Origin of the sequence: Qipengyuania sp. HL-TH1, from assembly GCF_036365825.1 — a bacterium.
Taxonomy (GTDB): Bacteria; Pseudomonadota; Alphaproteobacteria; order Sphingomonadales; family Sphingomonadaceae; genus Qipengyuania; species Qipengyuania profunda.
Genome location: NZ_CP142675.1, coordinates 401,467 through 421,409, shown reverse-complemented (window position 1 = coordinate 421,409; position 19,943 = coordinate 401,467). Strand labels below are relative to the sequence as shown.

At 64.2% G+C, this 19,943-nt stretch carries 21 protein-coding genes and 1 other RNA gene; 12 read left to right on the top strand and 10 right to left on the bottom strand.

Features of this window, described 5'->3' with window-relative positions; genetic code table 11:
- Positions 1-296 precede the first annotated feature (296 nt).
- Entirely contained in the window at positions 297-1,433 is a 1,137-nt protein-coding gene (locus VWN43_RS02600; protein WP_320180778.1) for a hypothetical protein, read from the bottom strand.
- The gene (locus VWN43_RS02595; protein WP_320180779.1) at positions 1,430-2,797 is read right to left on the bottom strand and encodes a glycosyl transferase family protein; all 1,368 of its coding nucleotides are present in this window, start codon (positions 2,795-2,797) and stop codon (positions 1,430-1,432) included. The genes VWN43_RS02600 and VWN43_RS02595 overlap by 4 nt, the downstream gene beginning before the upstream one ends.
- 117 nt (positions 2,798-2,914) lie before the next feature.
- On the opposite strand from VWN43_RS02595, the gene nhaA reads away from it, so the two are divergent.
- The gene (nhaA, locus tag VWN43_RS02590; RefSeq protein ID WP_253518619.1) at positions 2,915-4,126 is read left to right on the top strand and encodes a Na+/H+ antiporter NhaA; all 1,212 of its coding nucleotides are present in this window, start codon (positions 2,915-2,917) and stop codon (positions 4,124-4,126) included.
- A gap of 24 nt (positions 4,127-4,150) precedes the next feature.
- Here the strand turns inward: nhaA and VWN43_RS02585 are convergent, their stop codons facing one another.
- Positions 4,151-4,588, bottom strand: a complete 438-nt coding sequence (locus VWN43_RS02585; RefSeq protein WP_320180780.1) for a VOC family protein — start codon at positions 4,586-4,588, stop codon at positions 4,151-4,153.
- 91 nt (positions 4,589-4,679) lie between these two features.
- Between VWN43_RS02585 and VWN43_RS02580 the strand changes: the two genes are divergently transcribed.
- On the top strand, positions 4,680-5,432 hold the full coding sequence (locus tag VWN43_RS02580) for an SIMPL domain-containing protein (RefSeq protein WP_320180781.1): 753 nt from the start codon (positions 4,680-4,682) through the stop codon (positions 5,430-5,432).
- 60 nt (positions 5,433-5,492) lie between these two features.
- On the opposite strand, the gene VWN43_RS02575 is transcribed toward VWN43_RS02580, so the two are convergent.
- Positions 5,493-6,167 carry a TorF family putative porin gene (locus VWN43_RS02575; RefSeq protein WP_330768074.1) on the bottom strand — a complete coding sequence of 225 codons (675 nt, stop codon included), beginning with the start codon at positions 6,165-6,167 and terminating at the stop codon, positions 5,493-5,495.
- 344 nt (positions 6,168-6,511) lie between these two features.
- On the opposite strand from VWN43_RS02575, the gene VWN43_RS02570 reads away from it, so the two are divergent.
- Positions 6,512-7,312, top strand: a complete 801-nt coding sequence (locus tag VWN43_RS02570; RefSeq protein WP_320180782.1) for a metallophosphoesterase — start codon at positions 6,512-6,514, stop codon at positions 7,310-7,312.
- Here VWN43_RS02570 and VWN43_RS02565 read toward each other — a convergent pair.
- On the bottom strand, positions 7,309-7,815 hold the full coding sequence (locus VWN43_RS02565; protein WP_320180783.1) for a hypothetical protein: 507 nt from the start codon (positions 7,813-7,815) through the stop codon (positions 7,309-7,311). The two genes, VWN43_RS02570 and VWN43_RS02565, sit on opposite strands and share 4 nt — an antisense overlap.
- A 50-nt stretch (positions 7,816-7,865) precedes the next feature.
- An RNA gene (gene rnpB, locus VWN43_RS02560) (RNase P RNA component class A) lies at positions 7,866-8,280 on the bottom strand.
- Positions 8,281-8,469: 189 nt separating this feature from the next.
- On the opposite strand from rnpB, the gene VWN43_RS02555 reads away from it, so the two are divergent.
- On the top strand, positions 8,470-10,509 hold the full coding sequence (locus VWN43_RS02555) for a putative bifunctional diguanylate cyclase/phosphodiesterase (protein ID WP_320180784.1): 2,040 nt from the start codon (positions 8,470-8,472) through the stop codon (positions 10,507-10,509).
- A 15-nt stretch (positions 10,510-10,524) separates the two neighbouring features.
- Positions 10,525-10,971, top strand: coding sequence for a BLUF domain-containing protein (locus tag VWN43_RS02550; protein ID WP_253518663.1), 447 nt, complete (start codon positions 10,525-10,527; stop codon positions 10,969-10,971).
- Positions 10,972-10,992: 21 nt separating this feature from the next.
- On the opposite strand, the gene VWN43_RS02545 is transcribed toward VWN43_RS02550, so the two are convergent.
- The 3 genes from VWN43_RS02545 to VWN43_RS02535 form a co-directional block, all read right to left on the bottom strand.
- Entirely contained in the window at positions 10,993-11,643 is a 651-nt protein-coding gene (locus tag VWN43_RS02545; RefSeq protein ID WP_253522984.1) for an N-acetylmuramoyl-L-alanine amidase, read from the bottom strand.
- Between the two features lie 95 nt (positions 11,644-11,738).
- A complete protein-coding gene (locus VWN43_RS02540) occupies positions 11,739-12,398 on the bottom strand; it encodes a histidine phosphotransferase family protein (protein ID WP_320180785.1) in 660 nt (219 codons plus the stop codon).
- Between the two features lie 34 nt (positions 12,399-12,432).
- Positions 12,433-12,828: a M67 family metallopeptidase gene (locus VWN43_RS02535; RefSeq protein WP_320180786.1), complete on the bottom strand. Its 396-nt coding sequence runs from the start codon at positions 12,826-12,828 to the stop codon at positions 12,433-12,435.
- 16 nt (positions 12,829-12,844) lie between these two features.
- Here VWN43_RS02535 and VWN43_RS02530 point away from each other — a divergent pair, with 16 nt between their 5' ends.
- Positions 12,845-13,789: an RluA family pseudouridine synthase gene (locus VWN43_RS02530; protein ID WP_320180787.1), complete on the top strand. Its 945-nt coding sequence runs from the start codon at positions 12,845-12,847 to the stop codon at positions 13,787-13,789.
- A gap of 122 nt (positions 13,790-13,911) precedes the next feature.
- Positions 13,912-14,817 carry an RNA polymerase sigma factor RpoH gene (rpoH, locus tag VWN43_RS02525; protein ID WP_253518675.1) on the top strand — a complete coding sequence of 302 codons (906 nt, stop codon included), beginning with the start codon at positions 13,912-13,914 and terminating at the stop codon, positions 14,815-14,817.
- 70 nt (positions 14,818-14,887) lie between these two features.
- Here rpoH and VWN43_RS02520 read toward each other — a convergent pair whose 3' ends face one another.
- Complete coding sequence (locus VWN43_RS02520) at positions 14,888-16,222, bottom strand: amidohydrolase (protein ID WP_320180788.1); 1,335 nt, start codon at positions 16,220-16,222, stop codon at positions 14,888-14,890.
- A gap of 111 nt (positions 16,223-16,333) precedes the next feature.
- Between VWN43_RS02520 and mtgA the strand changes: the two genes are divergently transcribed.
- The 5 genes from mtgA (at position 16,334) to VWN43_RS02495 (ending at position 19,867) form a co-directional block, all read left to right on the top strand.
- Positions 16,334-17,002 (top strand): monofunctional biosynthetic peptidoglycan transglycosylase, encoded by a 669-nt coding sequence (gene mtgA / locus VWN43_RS02515; protein ID WP_253518681.1) that lies wholly within the window; start codon positions 16,334-16,336, stop codon positions 17,000-17,002.
- Between the two features lie 5 nt (positions 17,003-17,007).
- Complete coding sequence (locus tag VWN43_RS02510) at positions 17,008-17,919, top strand: cation diffusion facilitator family transporter (RefSeq protein WP_320180789.1); 912 nt, start codon at positions 17,008-17,010, stop codon at positions 17,917-17,919.
- Positions 17,919-18,488 (top strand): sigma-70 family RNA polymerase sigma factor, encoded by a 570-nt coding sequence (locus tag VWN43_RS02505; protein WP_320180790.1) that lies wholly within the window; start codon positions 17,919-17,921, stop codon positions 18,486-18,488. Before VWN43_RS02510 ends, VWN43_RS02505 begins: the two co-directional genes overlap by 1 nt.
- Positions 18,489-18,603: 115 nt before the next feature.
- Entirely contained in the window at positions 18,604-19,203 is a 600-nt protein-coding gene (locus VWN43_RS02500) for an anti-sigma factor domain-containing protein (RefSeq protein WP_320180791.1), read from the top strand.
- Between the two features lie 94 nt (positions 19,204-19,297).
- A complete protein-coding gene (locus VWN43_RS02495; RefSeq protein WP_320180792.1) occupies positions 19,298-19,867 on the top strand; it encodes a fasciclin domain-containing protein in 570 nt (189 codons plus the stop codon).
- Positions 19,868-19,943: the final 76 nt, after the last annotated feature.

The window sequence follows — 19,943 nt, the reverse complement described above, 5'->3', positions numbered from 1 at the left end:
TGTCGGTCACCTGCACTCGCGACGGATAATCTGTCAACCTGCCAGCATATGCCCTTCGCTGGCTAGCCAGTCGGCTGGTCTGCGAAGAAGACCGCTAGCGGCGCTTCCTCCAGCTCCTCGGCCGGTTCTTGCGGCGCTGATACGCTACGAATGCGCCGATTGCCGCACACATGAGAAGCGCAATGAGCGCGTATGCAAGGATAGTTCGAAGTTCCATGACTCGGGCGTGATAATTGCTCTTCTACGGGATGGTTAATAGCAGAATAGCGCCGCCGGAGGCGAATTTTAAGACTGTGTCAGAAACCGGTCGAAAGCGTCACGACCCCGCCATTGCCGGGCTCGGCATTGCCCGCCACGCGCCAGCGATAGTCGGCCTCGATCCGCGCGGGCGCCGCGCCGAGGCGCAGGTCGACGGTGAGGCTTGGCCCGATGTCGAGCCGCGCCGCACCCTGCTGCGCGCCGCCCCACGCACCGCCGCCCAGCGCCACGCGGCCAAGATCAAACCGCGCGACCTCGCGCTCGGCCACGAAAGCGCCATCGGCAAACGCAGTGGCGAATTCGCCGCCGACATAGCCGGCCTGGCCATATCCGCGCGCCACCAACTGTGCGGGCAGGTCGATACGGTCGAAACCGCCGGCCACGAAGGCTGCGGGGCGTATTTCGGGGCTGTCGCCCGGCCGGATGGTCAGCCGGGCCTCCGCATGGAGGGCGAGCGGGATGCGTCCGAACGGTTTTGCGCGCAGTCCCAGCGCACCTTCGGTTTCGCCGCCATCGACCAGCGCACGGCTGGCGCGAAGATAGGCGGCGGGGGCATGCGGCGTTCCGGGTGCGAGGCGGTAGGACAGAACTGCGCCAAGCTGGCTCGCGCCATAGCTGGCTGGACGCGTGCCGCTCTCGGAAAGCTGGAGACCGTCCTCGCGCAGCACGACCCAGCCATCGAAGCGCCACGGGGATGATGCCCGGCGCGGGATCGACCGGGTGGCAGGCTGCAGCATGCCCTGCTCGCGGTCGAGCAGGGCGGCAACGCTGCGCGGTAGCGGCAGGCTTGCCATCCCCGCGGCGAACAACAGATTGTGGCCAGCAGCGCGCCGGTGCGTGTCGAAATGTTCGAGGGGGTCGGATCGCTCGAAAGGCGGCCGCTGGGCAGTACTTGCTACCGGGCTGCGGAAAACAGGTAGCGGTGCGGAACGCCCTGCGGCTTCATCTGCGAGGCGGTCATTGCTCGCAAGGAGAGCGACGATACCATCGTTCAGCCCGGCTGCGGTGTAGGGCTGGCGCAGATCGGCGCTGGCGAAGTGGAGCGGCTCGGGCAGTCCGAGTGCCTGCGGCCACGGGCTTTCCCAGGTGAGCACCCGCAGCAGGCACCAGCCCGCCAGTAAAAGGCCGAGGAACAGCACAGGCTGACCCTGCCGCCGGGCGACCGCATGGGTCATGCTGTACCCCTACCCGGCAGGACGAGCGCCGGATGATCGCGGTGCTCGGTCTTGTCCCAGACGATCGGCGCTCCGCGCAAAGTGCCGACATAAGCGGCGAGCGCACGCCGCCCGGCCATGATCGAGACGATATTCGACACCAGTGTCCGCGGGATCGCGAGCAGGCCCTGTCGCCAGCCATATTCGCGCGCGGTGAAACAGGCCCGCGCCGCGAACCGTCCCGCCAGCCCGACGAAATTGATCCAGAACAGCACGCTTAACAGCGGCGTGGTCGGGGGCGGTTCGACCAGTCCCAACTGCTCTAGGATCAGGCCCACGGCGACGAGACACACGAGCAGATAGGCCACGACCAGAAGGATCGCTGCCAGCGGGCCGCGCCGGTCGCGCAACTGCATCCACAGTTCGACCGGCTCGCTGTCCCAGCCCAGCCGGTCCCACCCCTGCAAGGCAATGCCATGCATCCAGCGCGTCTTCTGCCGGATCGATTGGTCGAGCCGTGAGGGGAAGAAGGCACGGGTCGCGATCAGCCGTCCATCGGCCCCGCGCACACGCAGGAACCGGCCCTGCCCGCCCGCCTGCGCGATCTTCAGGCCAAGCTCGTAATCTTCGGTCAGCGATTCCTCGGCAAAGGGTTTGCCGCCCTGCCGATGCGCGAGCTGGCCGAGCGAGCCGCGCGCGATGGCACAACCCACCCCTGCCCCCGGGATCGCCGCGCCCAGCGCATCGCGCACCACCAGCGTCTTGCCATGCGCTTCGGCAAATTCGTCCGAATAATGCGACCCGATCCACGGCGAATGACGCTGCGGCAGCGCGAGCACCGGAAGCTGGACGAAATGCGCGTGCCACAGCGCCTGGTCGAGCAGGTCGAGCGCGGCGGGATCGACCATGTCTTCCGCATCGTGCAGCACGACCATCCGTGCTCCCACGCCCGAGCGCTGCTCGTCTTCCGCCAAAGCGGCATAGAGCCGGTTCAGGCAATCGGCCTTGGACGTCGGTCCATCCTTGCCATGCACCACCAGCCGGACGCGCGGATCGCCGCGCACTGCAGCGACGACCGAGGCCATGGTCGAGACATCGTTGCGATAACAGCCGACATAGACCGTGAGTTCATCCTGCGGCCAGGCATCGAGCATGTGCACCAGCGTGGGTCCGATGACATCGGCTTCCTCCCACGCGGGAATGAACACGGCCGCGCGCCCCGCCAAGCCGTCGATTCCGGCCAATCCGGCTTCGTCGAGCCGCGGGGTGCGGATGCGTCCGGTCAACCGGCACCAGAGATAGGTACAGTCGAGCGCAAATTCATCGATTATGCCGAGCGTGAAAAAGGCTGCCGCGAACAGCAGCAGCTCGTGCTGTACGACCAAAAACCATTCAGCGACCGTGAATGCCCCAGATACCAAGCGTACCCCCTGCCTTTCTGGATAACCGCGTGCTTCAAGACTTGCAACGCGGGCCGCTTTGCGAAAGAGAGCGTGCCCAAGATGACCGAACGCCCTTCAGCATTTCGCCTCGTGTTTGCCCCCGTCCGCGCGCTCTTCGTCAGCGACGCCTCGGCGGGCATTCTGCTCATCCTCGTCGCGGCCGCTGCAATGCTCGCGGCCAATTCGCCGCTGGCCGGCGAATACGAGCAATTGTTCTACGGCGAATTGCCCTGGACCCCGATCCCCAAACTCGATGATCTGCACCTGTGGATCAACGACGGCTTGATGGCGGTGTTCTTCTTCGTCGTCGGGCTCGAGGTGAAGCGCGAATGGATCGAAGGGCAGCTCTCCACCGCGCAATCGCGCCGTCTGCCGATCCTGGCGGCGGCGGCGGGCATGGCGATCCCGGCGCTGGTCTATGTCGGCGTGGTCGGCGGCGATGCCGAACTGCTGCGCGGCTGGGCGATCCCTGCGGCGACCGACATCGCCTTCGCGATGGGCGTGCTCGGCCTGCTGGGCAATCGCTGCCCCGCATCGCTGCGGCTGTTCCTGCTGACTGTGGCGATCGTCGACGATATCGGCGCGGTTATGGTGATCGCGCTGTTCTACACGGCGAATATCAAGCTCGGCTGGCTGGCTGCCTCGGCGGGCGTGGTGGTCGCAATGATGGTGCTCAACCGGATGCGCGTGGCGCGTTACTGGCCCTATATCCTGCTAGCCTTGGCACTGTGGTACTTTGTGCTCAATTCGGGCATCCACGCGACGATCGCGGGCGTGGTCGCCGCGCTGTGCATCCCGATGGTCGGCCCTGACGACCAGACGATGGTCGAACGCATGGAGCATGGCCTCGCCCCGTGGAGCGCCTATCTGGTGGTGCCCGTATTCGGTTTCGCCAATGCCGGCGTGCCGCTGGCCGGGATGGGGCTCGAGCACCTGCTCGCTCCGTTACCACTGGCGATTGCCGCGGGCCTCGTCATTGGCAAGCAGGTGGGCATCTTCGCCGCTATCGTGGCCGCCGACAAGCTCGGTTTCGCACCCCGCCCCGACCAGGCCACCTGGCCCGAGATCTGGGGCGTCTCGATCCTGTGCGGGATCGGCTTTACCATGTCGCTGTTCATCAGCGGGCTGGCCTTTGCCGGGCAGCAATTGCTGATCAACGAGGCGAAGATCGGCATCCTGCTCGGATCGCTGATCTCCGCCATCGCCGGTTATGTCATCCTGCGACTGTCGGCGACGCATCCGGATGATGCGCGCTCGCCCTATATCGACTGAGCTGGCCGATGAGGCACCGAGAGCTTACCAGCTCCCGGTGTTCTCCATGCTGGCCCAGGGTTCCTGCGGGTCGAGATAGCCGTCCTGCAGCAGTTCGACCGAAATCCCGTCGGGCGTCTTGACGAAGGCCATATGCCCGTCGCGCGGCGGGCGGTGGACCGTATGTCCCGCATCGAGGATCGCCTGGCAGGTCTCGTAGATATTCTCGACCCGGTAGGCGAGATGGCCGAAATTGCGCCCGCCCGTGTATTCTTCCGGCGCGCTGCCGTCTTCGGCTGGCCAGTTATAGGTCAGCTCGACCTCGGCCACGCCTTCCTGCCCCGGCGCGGCGAGAAAGATAAGCGTGAAGCGCCCAGCCTCGACATCGAAGCGGCGCACTTCCTCAAGACCGATCAGCTTGAAGAACGCCACCGTCGCATCGGGGTCGCTCACGCGGATCATTGTGTGCAGATATTTGGTCAAGCAAAACTCCATTCATCGCTATTCAAACACGGTTCATCGCTCAAGCCCTATCGCCAGTCTTGGGAGACACAGGTCAGAGAGGAAGGCGAACATGCCCGAAGAAACCGAAAGCGTGCACAATGGTGCCACACCGCGACATGGCGATGCAACGCTGAAGCGCTGGCTGGGAAGCGCGAGCATTGTCGCGCTGGGCCTGATCGTCGGCGGCTTCGTACTTGGCGACGGGTTGGTGCGCATGAAAGCGGCCGAGCGCAGCGTGACCGTGCGCGGTCTGGCCGAGCGCGAGGTTACTGCCGATCTGGCAACATGGACGGTGTCGTTCGCTTCTACCGCGACCAATCTGCAAACCGCGCAAGCCAACACCGATCGCGACGCCGAGGCCGTGCGGGCCTTTTTTGAAGAGCTAGGCTTTCCCGAAGAGGAACTGACCCCGGCCGGGATCAATGTTTCGAGCTACACCAATGACGGGACCCTGTTCTACACTGTGCGCCAGCGCACCGTCTTGCGCACGCGCGATATCGACCGCGCCCAGCGCGCGGTTCGCCGGCAGGCCGAGCTGGTGCGCGATGGCGTGGTGCTCGAAGACGGATCGGGGATCAGCTACACCTTCACCGGGCTCAATGACATCAAGCCCGAAATGGTGGCCGAGGCGACCAAGGACGCGCGCGCGGCGGCGGAGCAGTTCGCGCAGGACAGCGGCGCTGCGGTGGGCGGCATCCACAAGGCGACGCAGGGCTATTTCTCGATCGACGCCCGCGATGGCGAAGCGGGCGGATGGGGTATTGGCGATACGCCGTTCAAGAAAGTCCGTGTGGTGACTACGGTCGATTTTGCGCTCGACTGACGCGAAAAGGGGGGCGCGCTGGCATGCGCCCCCCTCCGGGGAATTCCCGCCAGTGAATTCTCAGAAACTGGCGGAAATCGTACCCACGATGGCATCGTCGGTGAAGTCGTTGATCGAAGGACCTTCGACGCCGATATAGGCGACGCCTACTTCGAAATTGCCCTGGGCAACGCTCGCGCCGATCGACCAGTCGAGACCGGTATCGTCGGTGTCACCGGCGAGCAGCGGCGGGGCCAGAGCACCGTCGGTGTAGCCGATGTGGCCCGAAATGCTGAACGGGCTGTCGGCGATGCCGAAGCCGACATCGGTATAGAGATAGAGGTTGTCGTCCCCGCCAAGCGAATCCTGCTCGGGCGCATAAGCGACCCCGAAGGTGGCTTCGGCCGGTCCGAAACTGGTGCTGATCGAGGCATAGGGTTCGATGTAATCGGTATCGAGCCCCAGATCCTCGGTCGGATAAATATAATACAGCACGCCGATATCGACGCTCACCGCATCGCTCAGATTGCCGCCCCAGCCGGCATAGACATCGAATTCGAGATCGCCATAGGACGGGCCACCCTTGATCGATGACGCCCAAGTGCCGACGTAGAACCCGCTTTCATGTCCGACGTCGAAGCCGCCCTGGATGGCAGGTTCGCCGCCCGAGAGCGAGACGCCGCGGAAGCGGTAGTCGGTGGTCAGGGCCACATTGGCGGAGGTGGTGAACCCGCTGTCGTCTTCCGACTGAGCCATGGCGGGAGTTGCGAGAGAAAGGCCCGCGGTAGCGAGCGAAACGGCCATGAGGCCGCGAAAGGACGTGAGCATTACAAACTCCTGTACGAGTGTCGCTTCGTCCCACCTGCGAATCCGTCGGGGCCATTTTGTTAGGCTCCTCGTCCGGATACGGTCATAAACCTGCACACTTTGCCTGGTTGACGCAAGCTTCAGCCGCGAGGTTTTCGCATACGCAACAAAAGCTGTGCTTTTCTCGCAACTGCAACAGTAGCGGTGCAAGCGCATTTGTTGCTCCCGCCGCAGCTTGCGCCTATCTGGTCGGCTTCAAACCAGAACCAGGCTCGAAGTCGCACAATCCTGACATGCTGAAACTCGCAAAACTGTTCAACAAGGGCGCCTCGGCCAAGCCCCTTCCAAGGGTCCCGGAGGGCGAGCGCTTCTACGTCATCGGCGATATTCACGGCCGCTGTGACCTGTTCGACGAACTGATCCTTGCTATCGAAAACGACGATAGGAAGGCCGGCGATGCGCGCAGTACGGTCGTTATGCTGGGCGATCTGATCGATCGCGGTCCCGAAAGCGCGCGCGTGATCGAAACCGCACGCCAATGGCGCGACCACCGCGCGGTCCGCTATATCGCCGGCAATCACGAGGAAATGTTCCTCGAGAGCTTCGAAGACAAGGAAATGCTCCGGCATTTCCTCAAGCATGGCGGGCGCGAGACCGTGCTGAGCTACGGCATCAAGAAAAAGCGCTACAACGAGCTCACCATGAAGGAACTGCAGGCCGAGCTCCACGAACTCGTGCCCGGGAAACATCGCAAGTTCCTCGCGGAGATGGAAGATATCATCGTGGCGGGCGACTATGTCTTCGTCCATGCCGGGATCAATCCCAAGCACAGCCTCGAAGACCAGAAACAGTCCGACCTTCGCTGGATTCGCGAACGGTTTCTCAAGCATCGCGAACCGTTCAGCCATGTCGTGGTGCATGGGCACACGATCTTCGAGGACATCGAGCATACCGATTACCGGATCGGGATCGATACCGGCGCCTTTCGTACCGGCAAGCTGACCGCCCTGGTCCTCGAAGGCGACCAGCGCCGGCTGATCCAGACGCAGGACATCGATGGTACGATCACAGTCACGCACAAAGAATTCGCCTAGCAATTGGTTTCGACCATTGGCGCGGTGCAGTGCGTGCGCCAGCCCCATTCCAGAATCCGGCATCCTGCCTTGAAGGAGTTCCCCGCGTGCCGATCGATCACCCCGAAGGTCTGGAAAATCCCGTCGCCAAATGGACTGTCGTCGCGACGATGGTCGCGCTGGTCCTGCTGATCGGCATTTCGATCTGGGCGGCGTTCTCGATCAGGCTCGATACCTTTGCCCGCATCGACGAGGGTACCGACCGCATCCATATCCGTGGCACAGAAACCAAGTTCGTCGGCTATGCGACGGCCCGCTATGCCGGGCGCGACGTGCTGATCGAAGGCCTGCCGACCATCGAGCAATTGCAGGAGCTGCCGCTGGCATGGCGCGCGCTTTGCGTGGTGCGCGACGATCCGCGGACCGATTGGACCAAGGCCGATCCGATGCTCAAAGTGCATTTGCATTCCGACGAGATGAACGAGGCGTGCCGCCCATTCGAAGGGCTCGAAGTCGATGGGCAACTGGTCCCCGAAGAGACCCCCACGCCCTCGCTATTGCCCGCAGTCGAAGATTTGCCAGGGGGCCTGTAAGCCGGGTTCTGTCCCGCACGCGGTATCCTAAGGGACCGGCCGTGCGGTGGCAGCCATTCGTCTAGGCTGCGGATTGCTCCGCGGCTCAAGCAGCCAACCCGGGCGGTCGATGCGAAACGCACCTGCCCGCTTGCGCGGACGCGCCGCCCCTATTCGGCCTTGCTCCGGGTGGGGTTTGCCGTGCGGGCCGCGTTGCCGAAGCCCCGGTGCGCTCTTACCGCACCCTTTCACCCTTGCCTGAGCCTGCAAGCAGGCCATCGGCGGTTTGCTCTCTGTGGCACTTTCCCTCGGCCGATCTCAGAAGAAACCGGCCGGGCGGGCGTTACCCGCCACCCTCGTTTCGTGGAGCCCGGACTTTCCTCGTACCTTGCGGCACGCGGCTGCCCGGCCCCCTGGCAACGTGGCAGATAGGGCAAGGGGTCGAGAGTGCAAAGTATAAATAGGGACGCTTGCCTTGGCGGCGGCATCGGTCCCCCACGCGGGACTCATCCATCACGCGTACCCGCTTCATGACGAATTCGTTAACCTCTACGACCTAGGCGGCCCGGCGGTCTGCAATCCATGCGGGCGCGCGCGCGAGGATTCATGCTGATAGTCGGCTGCATTATAAACGATCACAATCTCTGGTTCGTCCTCATGGCTGCGGTGATGTGCATCGCCGGGTCAATGGTTTCGGCGACCCTGTTCCGCCGCACGCTGTCCGAGGACGGGATTGCGCGGGTCCACTGGTGCTTCTTGTCCGCCGTAACGGCGGGTGCCGCCACCTGGGCAACTCACTTCATCGCCATGCTCGGCTATCAGCCGAACACGCCCGTCACGTTGGACGGGGCACTTACCGTTGTCTCTGCCTTGATCGCAGTTGCGGGCATCGGCGCCGGGCTTGCGCTGGCTTCTTCAAAATTCGCCCGGCTCGCTCCACTCCTCGGCGGGTCGATCATCGGCCTTGCGATGGGGGCCATGCATTACGTGGGTATGTTTGCCTATCGCGTAGACGGGATCGTGCATTGGGACTGGCGATACGTGGTAGCATCGATGGTCATCGCCATCACCTGCTCCTCGCTAGCAATCCGCGTGTTGCGCCGTAGTTTCGGCGCTCTTGGCATCTGGCATGCTGGAACCCTGCTGATGCTGGCGATCATCGGACTGCATTTCGGCGGTATGGCGGGGTTCTCGGTCTCGGCGATGCCCGGCTTTTCGCAAGGAGCGAACAGCGAAGCCTTCGCCGCTCTGGCAACCGCGATCGCGATGGTCGCGCTGCTGATTGTCGGGACCGGTATTTCGACCTATCTTGTCGAACGCAAGACGAGTTCCGACGGCGAGAGCCGGATTGCGCACATCGCCATGCACGATGCGCTCACCAATCTCGCAAATCGTCACCAGTTCACCGAAGCATTACGTCTCGAATGCGACAAGATCGAGCTGTTCGGCCGCCCCTTCACACTGATGATGGTCGATCTGGACCGCTTCAAACCGATCAACGACACGCTCGGCCATCCAGTCGGTGACGTGGTCCTCCAGCGCCTGGCGCACAGGCTTACTCTGGCGGTTCGGGACGGCGACATGGCGGCGCGCATCGGCGGCGATGAGTTCGCCGTCTTGTGCTTCGGCATTGGCGACCATCGCCAAGCCTCGATCATTGCCGAGCGAATCATCGAAATCCTGTCGCGGCCGATGATCATCGATGGCAATGTGGTCGAGCTCAGCGGGAGCGTCGGAGTGGCCTTGGCTCCGGACCATGGGGTCACCCCCGACGTCCTGATCCAGCATGCGGATATCGCGCTGTACTCGGCCAAACATAATGGCAAGCAGACCTATCGCGTGTTCGAACCCACGCTCATGGAAGCCATCCAACGTCGCCGGGCGCTGGAAGCCTCACTGCGTCGGGCGTGCATGCGGGACGAGTTCACGATCGTCTATCAACCTGTCTTCGCCTCGCAGAGCGGCGCGATATCGGGCGCCGAAGCCTTGCTGCGCTGGACCTGCCCCGATCAAGGAGAAATTTCGCCGACCGAGTTCATCCCGATTGCCGAAGATCTGGGCTTGGTCACGCGGATCGGAGCAGATGTCCTGCGGCAAGCATGCAAAGATGCGGCCTCCTGGCCCGGACACATCGATCTGGCGGTCAATGTTTCGCCGGTGCAGTTGCTCGATCCGCGACTGCCCCAGATCGTGACCCAATCACTGGCCGACTCGGGCCTGGCGCCGCATCGGCTCGAACTCGAAATCACCGAGACTGCACTGCTCAACAACGATCTGGCGGCGCTGCGTACGCTCACCCATATCCGCGACCTTGGGGTACGTATCTCGCTTGATGATTTCGGGACCGGATATTCCTCGCTGAGCTACCTGCACCGCTTTCCGATCAGCCGGATCAAAATCGACAAGAGCTTCATTCAGAAACTGCCCGACGATGTAGGCAGCGCGTCGATCGTGCGGGCGATCGCCCAATTGGGTGCCAGCCTGAACATGAAGATTACCGCGGAGGGCATTGAAACGGACTCGCAATTGTCCTTCATCCGCGATCACGGATGCGATGAGGTCCAGGGCTTCCTCACCGGCCGCCCAATACCGCCCGCAGCCTTCCTTGCCTTAGCCGGCACCCAAACCGATTTTGCCGAAGCCTAGGTCCGGGAGAAGATCATGCCCATCAGCAGGCTATTGTACACCAGCCGCTCCTGCCTCACTCCGGATGAACTCACGGTCGAACAGCAGGTCAGCAATATCGCGGCACGTGCCGCCATCCGGAACAAGGAGGTCGGTGTCACCGGGGTACTCGTCTTCGTCGAAAACCAGTTCATCCAACTGCTCGAGGGCGAAGGTGAGGTGGTCGCAGAAGTGTTCGAGCGGATCTGCTGCGATTTCGATCACGCTCAGTTGCGCCTGGTCGATCTGGTCGGGGTCAAGGACCGCATGTTCGCCCGCTGGCACATGGCCGAACTTTCAGGCGGAGAGGATCCAGCATCCCCGCTCGACGAGGAACTGCAGAACATCCGTTTCCTGATGGGCGTGAATGCACGCGTCGCTGTCGACAAGATGCAGGAATGCCTGCTCGACTGCGATGCAAAGGGATTGCTGCCACCGACCTGATCGGGCGGCGCGGTCGCCGGATTACCGGGCGTTCCCCCGGTCGCGATCGAGCAGGAGCTGGAACAGGATCGCGCGCACTTCGCCGTCGATTTCCCCGTCGATCTTCTCGGGGCGCCAACGGCGCTGGAAGGCCTCGACCGCCTTGTGCCCATCGGTGATATCGTAGCCGAAGCGCTCGAGCGCGAGGTAGAACGAGGCGTCATTGTCGAACGGATCGCCCCGTTCGAGCTTCTTCGGGCGCGGCAGGCACAGGCCATATTCGGCCAGTCGCTCCCACGGGAACAGCTCGCCCGGATCGATCTTGCGCGCCGGGGCGACATCCGAATGGCCGACCACATTGGTGCGCGGAATATCGTATTGCTTCACGATCCGCGCAACCAGCGGCACCAGCGCTTCGAACTGCGCATCGTTGAACTCGCGATAGCCATATTTGTGGCCCGGATGGTCGAGCTCGATCCCGATGCTGGCCGAATTCACATCCTTGTGCCCGCGCCAGTAGGACTGGCCCGCATGCCAGGCGCGCTTTTCCTCGGGGACCAGCCGAACGACCTCGCCCCATTCGCCGATCAGGTAATGCGCCGAGACCTTGGCTTCGGGATCGCACAACCGTTCGATGGCGAAGCCCTTGTCCTCCATCTCGGTATAATGGATCACCAGCATGTCGATCGGCATGGTGCGTTCGTCATGGTTGGGCGAGAGCACTTCGCGGTCGACGAGTTCGTCCTTGCTGGCGGGGAGCCCCTGGCCCAGCTTGCCGAAATCGGAGCTCACCCGATCAGCCCTTCACCCGCAGGCAGGACCGCGCCGAGCACCAGCGCATCGGGGCCCTTGTGATATTGCAGCCCACCCCCGCTTTCGGTGGCCAGCAGATTGATCATATGCGCAGCCGCCGTACGGCTGGTCAGGTCGGCGCGGTCGAGCGACCCGTCGAGCGCCTTGCCGATGGTCTCGTCGAAAGCGATCTTGGGCCCGATCGCGCGAACCACGATCTCGCAAGCGCCGTCGCGCATTTCGGCACCGATATCGAGCGTACCGCCGCGCACCAGCGCATCGATCGCGATCTGCGCGAAATTGAGCAGCACCTTGACCGCGGGCTTGCCCAGCGTGGGTTCGGCCAGCGCCCATTCGATCGTGATATTGGGCTTGTCGGCGATCAGCGCCTCGATCAGCGCCTTCGGTTCGGCAATCTCGACGCGTTCGCCAAAGCCGCCTGCGGCCCCGAAGGCGAGGCGGAAGAATTTGAGCTTGTTGGTGCTGATCAGCGCGCTTTGCTCGAGCAGCTGCATCACATTGGCACGCATTTCGGCATCGGATTCCATCGCCAGCAGCTCGAGCCCGTTGGACAGCGCCCCGACGGGACTGAGCAGGTCATGGCACAAGCGCGAGCACAGCATCGCGGCAAGATCGATCGATTGGCGGTCGTCCATTGAGATTCCGAGTGGTGAATATTCGATTACGGTCTTAGCGAGGGGCAAGCTCATAGGGAAGCTTCTCGAACCCTGCATCCCCCGAACGCCACAAGGTGATTCGCCCTGCCGCGATTATCGCCCAGATCGCCCCGTCGCCCGCCGCGAGCGAGCGATCGGTGGCCGAGGGCTCGGCCACGCCATTGGGGTGCGAATGGTAATAGCCCAGTACCTGCGGACCGCCCTCGCGGGCCTGGCGATAGACATCGACCAGAGCCTGGGGGTCGATCTCGAACCGGCGCGCGGGATCGGGGTGGACATTGCGCGCGGGCCGGATCGCGGTGATCGCGTCGCCGCTGCCCAGCAGGAGTCCGCAGCATTCCTGCGGATGCGCCGAACCCGCCTCGGCGAGGAGGCGTTCGACGACATCGCTTGAGACTTGGGCCGGCATCGCGCATGGCCCTAGCATGGCCGATGCCGATATCATCACCGGAAAACTGACCAGCAGCGGCCGCCTCGACAAGGCACTGGCCGAAGCGACCGAATTGTCGCGCGAACGGATCAAGGGCCTGATCGCCGAGGGCGCGGTGACCGTCGGCAAGACGGTGGCGCGCAGCGCATCGGCGAAGGTCCAGGGCGAGGAACGCTTTGCCATCGTCCTGCCCCCGCCCGAACCGCTGGCAGCCAAGCCGCAGGACATCCCGCTCGATGTGGTGTTCGAGGACGCGCATCTGGTGGTCGTGAACAAACCGGCGGGGATGGTGGTTCACCCGGCAGCGGGCAATCCGGACGGCACGCTGGTCAATGCGCTGCTGCATCATTGCGCGGGTCAGCTGTCGGGGATCAACGGCGTCGCGCGGCCGGGAATAGTCCACCGCATCGACAAGGACACCTCGGGCCTACTGGTCGTCGCCAAGTCGGATGCAGCGCATGAAGGACTGGCGCGCCAGTTCGCCGACCATTCGATCACCCGCCGCTATCTCGCGGTGTGCGCCGGCCACCCGAACCCGCCCGCGGGCACGATTGCAGGGCGGCTCGGCCGTTCGGACCGCGACCGCAAGAAGATGGCGGTGCTTCCCGACGACACGGCCCGCGGCAAGCACGCGGTCACCCATTACGAGACCCTCCGGGCGCTGACCCACGCATCGTTGATAGAATGCCGCCTCGAAACCGGCCGCACGCACCAGGTCCGTGTTCACTGCGCGTCAATCGGCCATGCGCTACTAGGGGACCCTGTCTATGGACGCACCCCGAAGGCCCTCAGACCCCTGCTCGAAGAGCTCGGTTTCGCGCGCCAGGCATTGCACGCCGCTCGGTTGGGATTCAGACATCCTATCAGCGGCGAAAGCTTGGATTTCTACGCCGAACCGCCCTTCGATATGCGGGAACTGATCGACCAAACCGCACGTTGAAATCGACGAAAGGCGTGTGCAATCTGGGCTGCGTCCGGTATAGGTAACCTTAGTGGCCCGAAGGTCGGATGCCCATCAGGGGTCCGCCACACGAGGTCGACGCTAGAAAGGTCAGGGTACAAGTGAGCAATACCAAAACTTTGAGCGTTCCGGCGCTCGGCGGTGAGCAGAGCCTCAACCGCTATCTCTCCGAAATCAAGAAATTCCCCGTGCTGACGCAAGAGCAGGAATACATGCTCGCGAAGCGCTACGAGGAACATGACGATACGGAAGCTGCTGCGCAGCTCGTCACCTCGCACCTGCGTTTGGTGTCCAAGATCGCCATGGGTTACCGCGGCTATGGGCTGCCGGTGTCCGACCTCATTTCCGAAGGCAATGTCGGCCTGATGCAGGGCGTCAAGAAGTTCGAGGCCGATCGCGGCTTCCGCCTCGCGACCTATGCGATGTGGTGGATCAAGGCGAGCATCCAGGAATATATCCTGCGTTCGTGGAGCCTGGTGAAGATGGGCACCACCGCCGCGCAGAAGAAGCTGTTCTTCAACCTGCGCCGGATGAAGAAGAACCTCGACGCTTACGAGGACACCGATCTTCATCCCGACGATGTGACCAAGATCGCCACCGATCTCGGCGTGCCCGAGCAGGAGGTGGTCAATATGAACCGCCGCATGCTGATGGGCGGCGATGGTTCGCTCAACGTGCCGATGCGCAATGGCGAAGAAGGTTCGGGCGAATGGATGGACTGGCTCAAGGACGATGGTCCGTTGCAGGACGAGCTGGTCGCCGACGCGCAGGAATCCGAAGTGCGCCACGACATGCTGGTCGAGGCGATGGACAGCCTCAACGAGCGCGAAAAGCACATCCTTACCGAACGGCGCCTGACGGAAAACCCGCAGACGCTGGAGGAACTGAGCCAGGTCTACGACGTCAGCCGCGAACGTATCCGCCAGATCGAAGTGCGCGCGTTCGAAAAAGTGCAGAAGGCGATGAAGACCATCGCCGGTGACCGGCTGCTGGCCGGCGTGGCGTAAGCCAGACGCAAACCGACAGAAAAGGCCGCCGATACCCTTGGGTGTCGGCGGCCTTTTCGTATCACCAGTTCTAACCGGCGGGTGCCAGGTCCAGCACCGCGGCGACCATTGCCTCGGTTCCCAGCGTAACGCTCTCGCGCGGGGCGATCTTGAACAGCGGCGAGTGATGCGACGGGACCGGCGGTCCGCCGTTCTCCGCCGCGTCGAACGCAGCCTGAGGGGTACCGCCGACCGCGAAGTAATAGCCGGGGACGCCATATTCCTCGGCTACGAAATAGGCGAAATCCTCCGCCCCCATGCCGCGCTGCACGAAGGGGATAAAGACATCCTCGCCAAGATCACGCTGCATCACCGCATTGAGCCGGCGCGCCAGCGCGGGATCGTTATTGGTGACCGGGGTCCCTTCCGAAACGCGGACCTGCACCGGCATATCGTCGGGCAGGCCATGCGCGGCGCCGATATTGACCGCAATCCGTTCGATCGCGGCAAGCAGCTGCGCCCGCGTGCCCTCGTCATTGGCACGCACGGTCAGTTGCAGATCGGCGCGGTCGGAAATGATGTTGTGCTTGGTGCCCGAATGGAAGGCGCCGACCGTGATCACGGCGGGTGACAGCGGCTCCACCTCGCGGCTGACGACCGATTGCATCGCGGTGACGATCTGCGAGGCGATATAGACCGGATCGCGGCCCGCATGGGGGCTGGCCCCGTGCGCGCCCACGCCGGGGACCATGATGTCGACCGAATCCGCGCTGGAATACTGGATGCTTTCCGAGGCCGAAATCTTGCCTGCGGGCAGGATCGAGGCGACGTGGAAGGCCAAGGCGTAATCGGGCGTGCCGAAGCGGTCGTAGAGGCCGTCCTCCAGCATTGCCGCCGCGCCGCCGACGCGTTCCTCGGCCGGCTGCACGACGAACATCAGCGTACCCGACCACTGGTCCTTGGTCGCCATCAGCCGCCGTGCGGTGCCGACCATCGAGGTGATATGCACATCGTGGCCGCAGGCATGCATGACCGGGTATTCTTGGCCATCCTGCCCGACCTGCGTCGCCGTGGACGCATAGTCGAGGCCGGTCTTCTCGGGCAGCGGCAGCCCGTCCATATCCGCACGCAGGAGGATCAGGGGCCCGTCGCCATTGCGCACCATGCCGACCACGCCCGTTCCCCCGACGCCTTCGGTCACCTCGAGACCTGCGGCGCGCAATTCCGCCGCCATCCGCGCGGCGGTTGCGGTTTCGAGGAAGGACAGTTCGGGATTGGCGTGAAAGTGCAGGAACAGGTCTTCGAGATGGCTGTCGTAATCCGCCGCCACTGCCTGCTTCACTGCCGCGGGATCTGCCGCTGCAGGCGTCGCGCCCCAGGTCAGTGCCATCGCCGAAGCGGCCAGTCCGAAAATTGCCTTACGCATGAAAAAGTTCCCTCCAGGCCCCCGTGGCCGCGCGGCAAAGTAAGCATGCGTGGCGGCGCGCGGCAAGCAGGCAGATTGCGTTGCCCTGTCCCCGCGGCTAGATGCGCTGGCATGCGCTGGCTGGTCCGTTTCCTGTTCAAGACATTGATCGGCTTCGTGGGCCTAAGTCTCGCGCTCGTCCTGCTGTTCAAATTCGTGCCCGTGCCGGTGACCGCCACCATGCTGCTCGACGGCAATGGCATCACCAAGGACTGGACCGCGCTGTCCAACATCGACCGCAACATGGTGCGCGCGACCATCGCGGCTGAGGACGGGAAGTTCTGCACCCATGACGGGTTCGACCGCGAAGCGATCGAGAACGCCATCGCCAGCAATGCGCGCGGCGGACGGATCCGCGGCGGCTCGACGATCAGCCAGCAGACCGCCAAGAACGTCTTCCTGTGGCAGGGCGGCGGCTATGTCCGCAAAGGCTTCGAAGCCTGGTTCACCGTGCTGATCGAACAGATCTGGGGCAAGCGGCGGATCATGGAAGTCTATCTCAACGTCGCCGAAACCGGCATCGGCACCTATGGCGCGGAGGCTGGCGCGCGCCGCTATTTCGGCAAGTCCGCCGCCTCGCTCACCCCGCTCGAAGCCGCGCGGATGGCCGCCGCATTGCCGCTCCCCAAGGAACGCTCGGTCGTCAATCCCCGCGGCTGGCTGGCGCGCCACGGCAACACAATATCCGCACGCATCGGGTCGGTATCCCGTGACGGGCTCGATTCCTGCGTCTATCGGTAGGGTCGATGGGAGCGGGTCACAGCCATTCGCATGATCACGGGCATGGGCACAGCCATGCCCCCGCCGATTTCGGCAATGCCTTCCTTATCGGTATCGTCCTCAACACCGCATTCGTGGCGATCGAGGCGGTGTATGGCTGGATCTCCGGCTCGATGGCGCTGATCGCGGATGCCGGGCATAATCTCTCCGATGTCCTCGCCCTGCTGCTCGCATGGGGCGCCAGCGTCGCTGCCAGACGCCCCGCGTCGGAGCGGTTCACTTATGGGTACAAGAGCTCGACCATCCTCGCCGCACTGGCCAATGCCGGGCTGCTGCTGGTGGCTATCGGGGCGATCCTGTTCGAGACGCTCAACCGGATTGCCGAACCCGCCCCGGTCGCGGGGGAAACCATGGTGGTGGTCGCCGGGATCGGCATCGTCATCAATGCCGGCACCGCTGCGCTGTTCATGCGCGGACAGCACGATATCAACATCCGCGGCGCGTTCCTGCATATGGCAGCCGATGCGCTGGTCAGCCTCGGCGTGGTCATCGCGGGGCTGGCAATCATCATGACAGGGGAGCGCTGGATCGACCCGGCGGTCAGCCTGGCCATCGTGGCGGTGATCGCCTGGGGGACCTGGGGCCTGCTGAAGGACAGCGTCGCCATGAGCATGCTCGGCGTGCCCAAGGGCATTTCGGAGAACGAGGTGCGCGCCTATCTGTCCGGCCTGCCCGGGGTCGAAGCAGTGCACGATTTGCATATTTGGCCGATGAGCACCACCGAGACCGCGCTGACCGCGCATCTGGTGATGCCCGGCGGCCATCCGGGCGATCCGTTCCTGCTCGAACTGGCGCATGAACTGGAGCATCACCACCGCATCGGCCATCCGACCATCCAGATCGAAACGACCCGCGCCAATTGCGGAGCGGGCTGCTGATGCAACCCGCCAGCCAGGAAGCCCGCGATCGGCTCAAGGCTGCCATGAGCCGGCTCGCCAGCGGCGACCGCGCGGCGCTGGAGGACATCTACCGCGCGACCTCGGCGAAACTATTGGGCATCTGCTACCGTATCTTGGGGGACGAAAAGGAAGCCGAGGACGCATTGCAGGACGTCTATCTCACCCTCTGGCGGCGCGCGGATCGCTACGATCCGGACCGCGCCAGCCCGATCGCCTGGCTGGCGACATTCGCGCGCAACCGCGCGATCGATCGCCTGCGCACGGGCAAGGTGCGCCGCGGTTCGGTATCCGAGGACGAGGCGGCGCCGCTGGCCGACGAGACCCCGCTTGCCGAAACCATGCTGATCGACGCCGAACGCGAAGCCCGCGTGCATGGCTGCCTCGAGACACTGGACGACACCCCGCGCGATGCCATCCAGACCGCATTCTTCGAAGGGCGTACCTATGCCGAGCTGGCCGATCGCATGGACGAGCCGTTGGGGACGATGAAAAGCTGGATCCGCCGCGGCCTCGCCAAGCTCAAGGCCTGTATGGAGGCGGGTGGATGACCGGCGACCAGACCCTCGCCGCCGAATATGCCCTCGGCCTGCTCGAAGGCGAAGATCTGCTCGCGGCGCGTGCACGCGTGGCCAGCGATGCGCTGTTCGCCGCCGAGGTCGACCAGTGGCACGAGCGCCTCGCCCGCTGGCCGACCACATCCCCCCGCGCCTGCCGCGCGCGGAGGTGTGGCAACGGATCGAAGCCGAACTGTCCCGCGATACCGGCAGCGCCGAAGTGGTTTCGCTGCGCCGCAGCCTGCGCCGCTGGCAATTGGCGGGCGGGCTGAGCGCGGCCGCCGCCGTCGTGCTGGCTTTCCTTGCGCTGCCGCAATTGACCGGCCCCGGCGATACGCTGCCCGATATTGCGCAGGGCCCGGCTACCGCAGGCCCGCCGCTGGCCGCCAACATGCCCATCGCGGGCACGCCGCTGCGTCTCGACTTTACCTATCTCCCCGCAGAGGACAGCCTGCTGGTCGGGGCGATCGGGCTGACGGCGGACGGGGTCCACGATCACGAAATATGGTTCGTCCCGCCCGAGGGCGAGCTGGTGTCGCTGGGCATCGTGACACCCGGCAAGGTGGTTGCACACGATGTGCCCGATGCGGTCGCGCAGGCCTTGCACGACGGTTCGCAGCTGGTGCTGACCCGCGAACCGCTCGGCGGCAAGCCCGCCGACGCCGGGGCGGGTCCGGTGGTCGCCGAGGCCCGTTTCACCGCTATCTGAAAATAAATCGAGCGGCGGCGTGCATCCGGCGCGCAGCTCCTTGCGTAACTCGGTGCACAGGCTGGACGGGGCCTGGCGCAAAGGAGAGTTACACATGCCGATTTCCAGCACGCTCAAGGCCGCGGCCTTCGCATCGATCGCCGCCATGGGCAGTTTCGCCCTCATGACCGGTACCCCGGCATTTGCCGACCACCACGCCAAGGCGGCCGAGGCAAGCCAGCCGAATATCGTCGAGACCGCGATGGGCACGGGCGTGCACGGCACGCTGGTCGCCGCGGTCAAGGCCGCCGATCTCGTCGAGACGCTGACTGCCCCCGGCCCCTATACGGTCTTCGCCCCAACCGACGATGCCTTTGCCGCTTTGCCCGCAGGCACCGTCGACACGCTGCTCAAGCCCGAGAACAAGGACCAGCTGACCTCCATCCTGACCTATCACGTGGTCGCGGGACGGGTTCCCGCTGCGGCGCTGACGCAGGCGATCCGCGGCGCGGGCGGAAGCTATGAATTCGCGACCGTCGCCGGCGAGACGCTGAGCGCGCGCTTCGACGGGCACACCATCGTGGTGACCGACGGCGCGGGCCGCGAAACCAAGGTCGTGCAGGCCGATGTCGATACCGCCAATGGCGTGATCCACGTGACCGACGGCGTGTTCCTGCCCGGCTAAGCCATCCCCACGGGTGCCGATCGGGTCACTTCCATCTCCGCCCGGCACTCCACTGTCCCCGTCCGGCGCTCAGCAG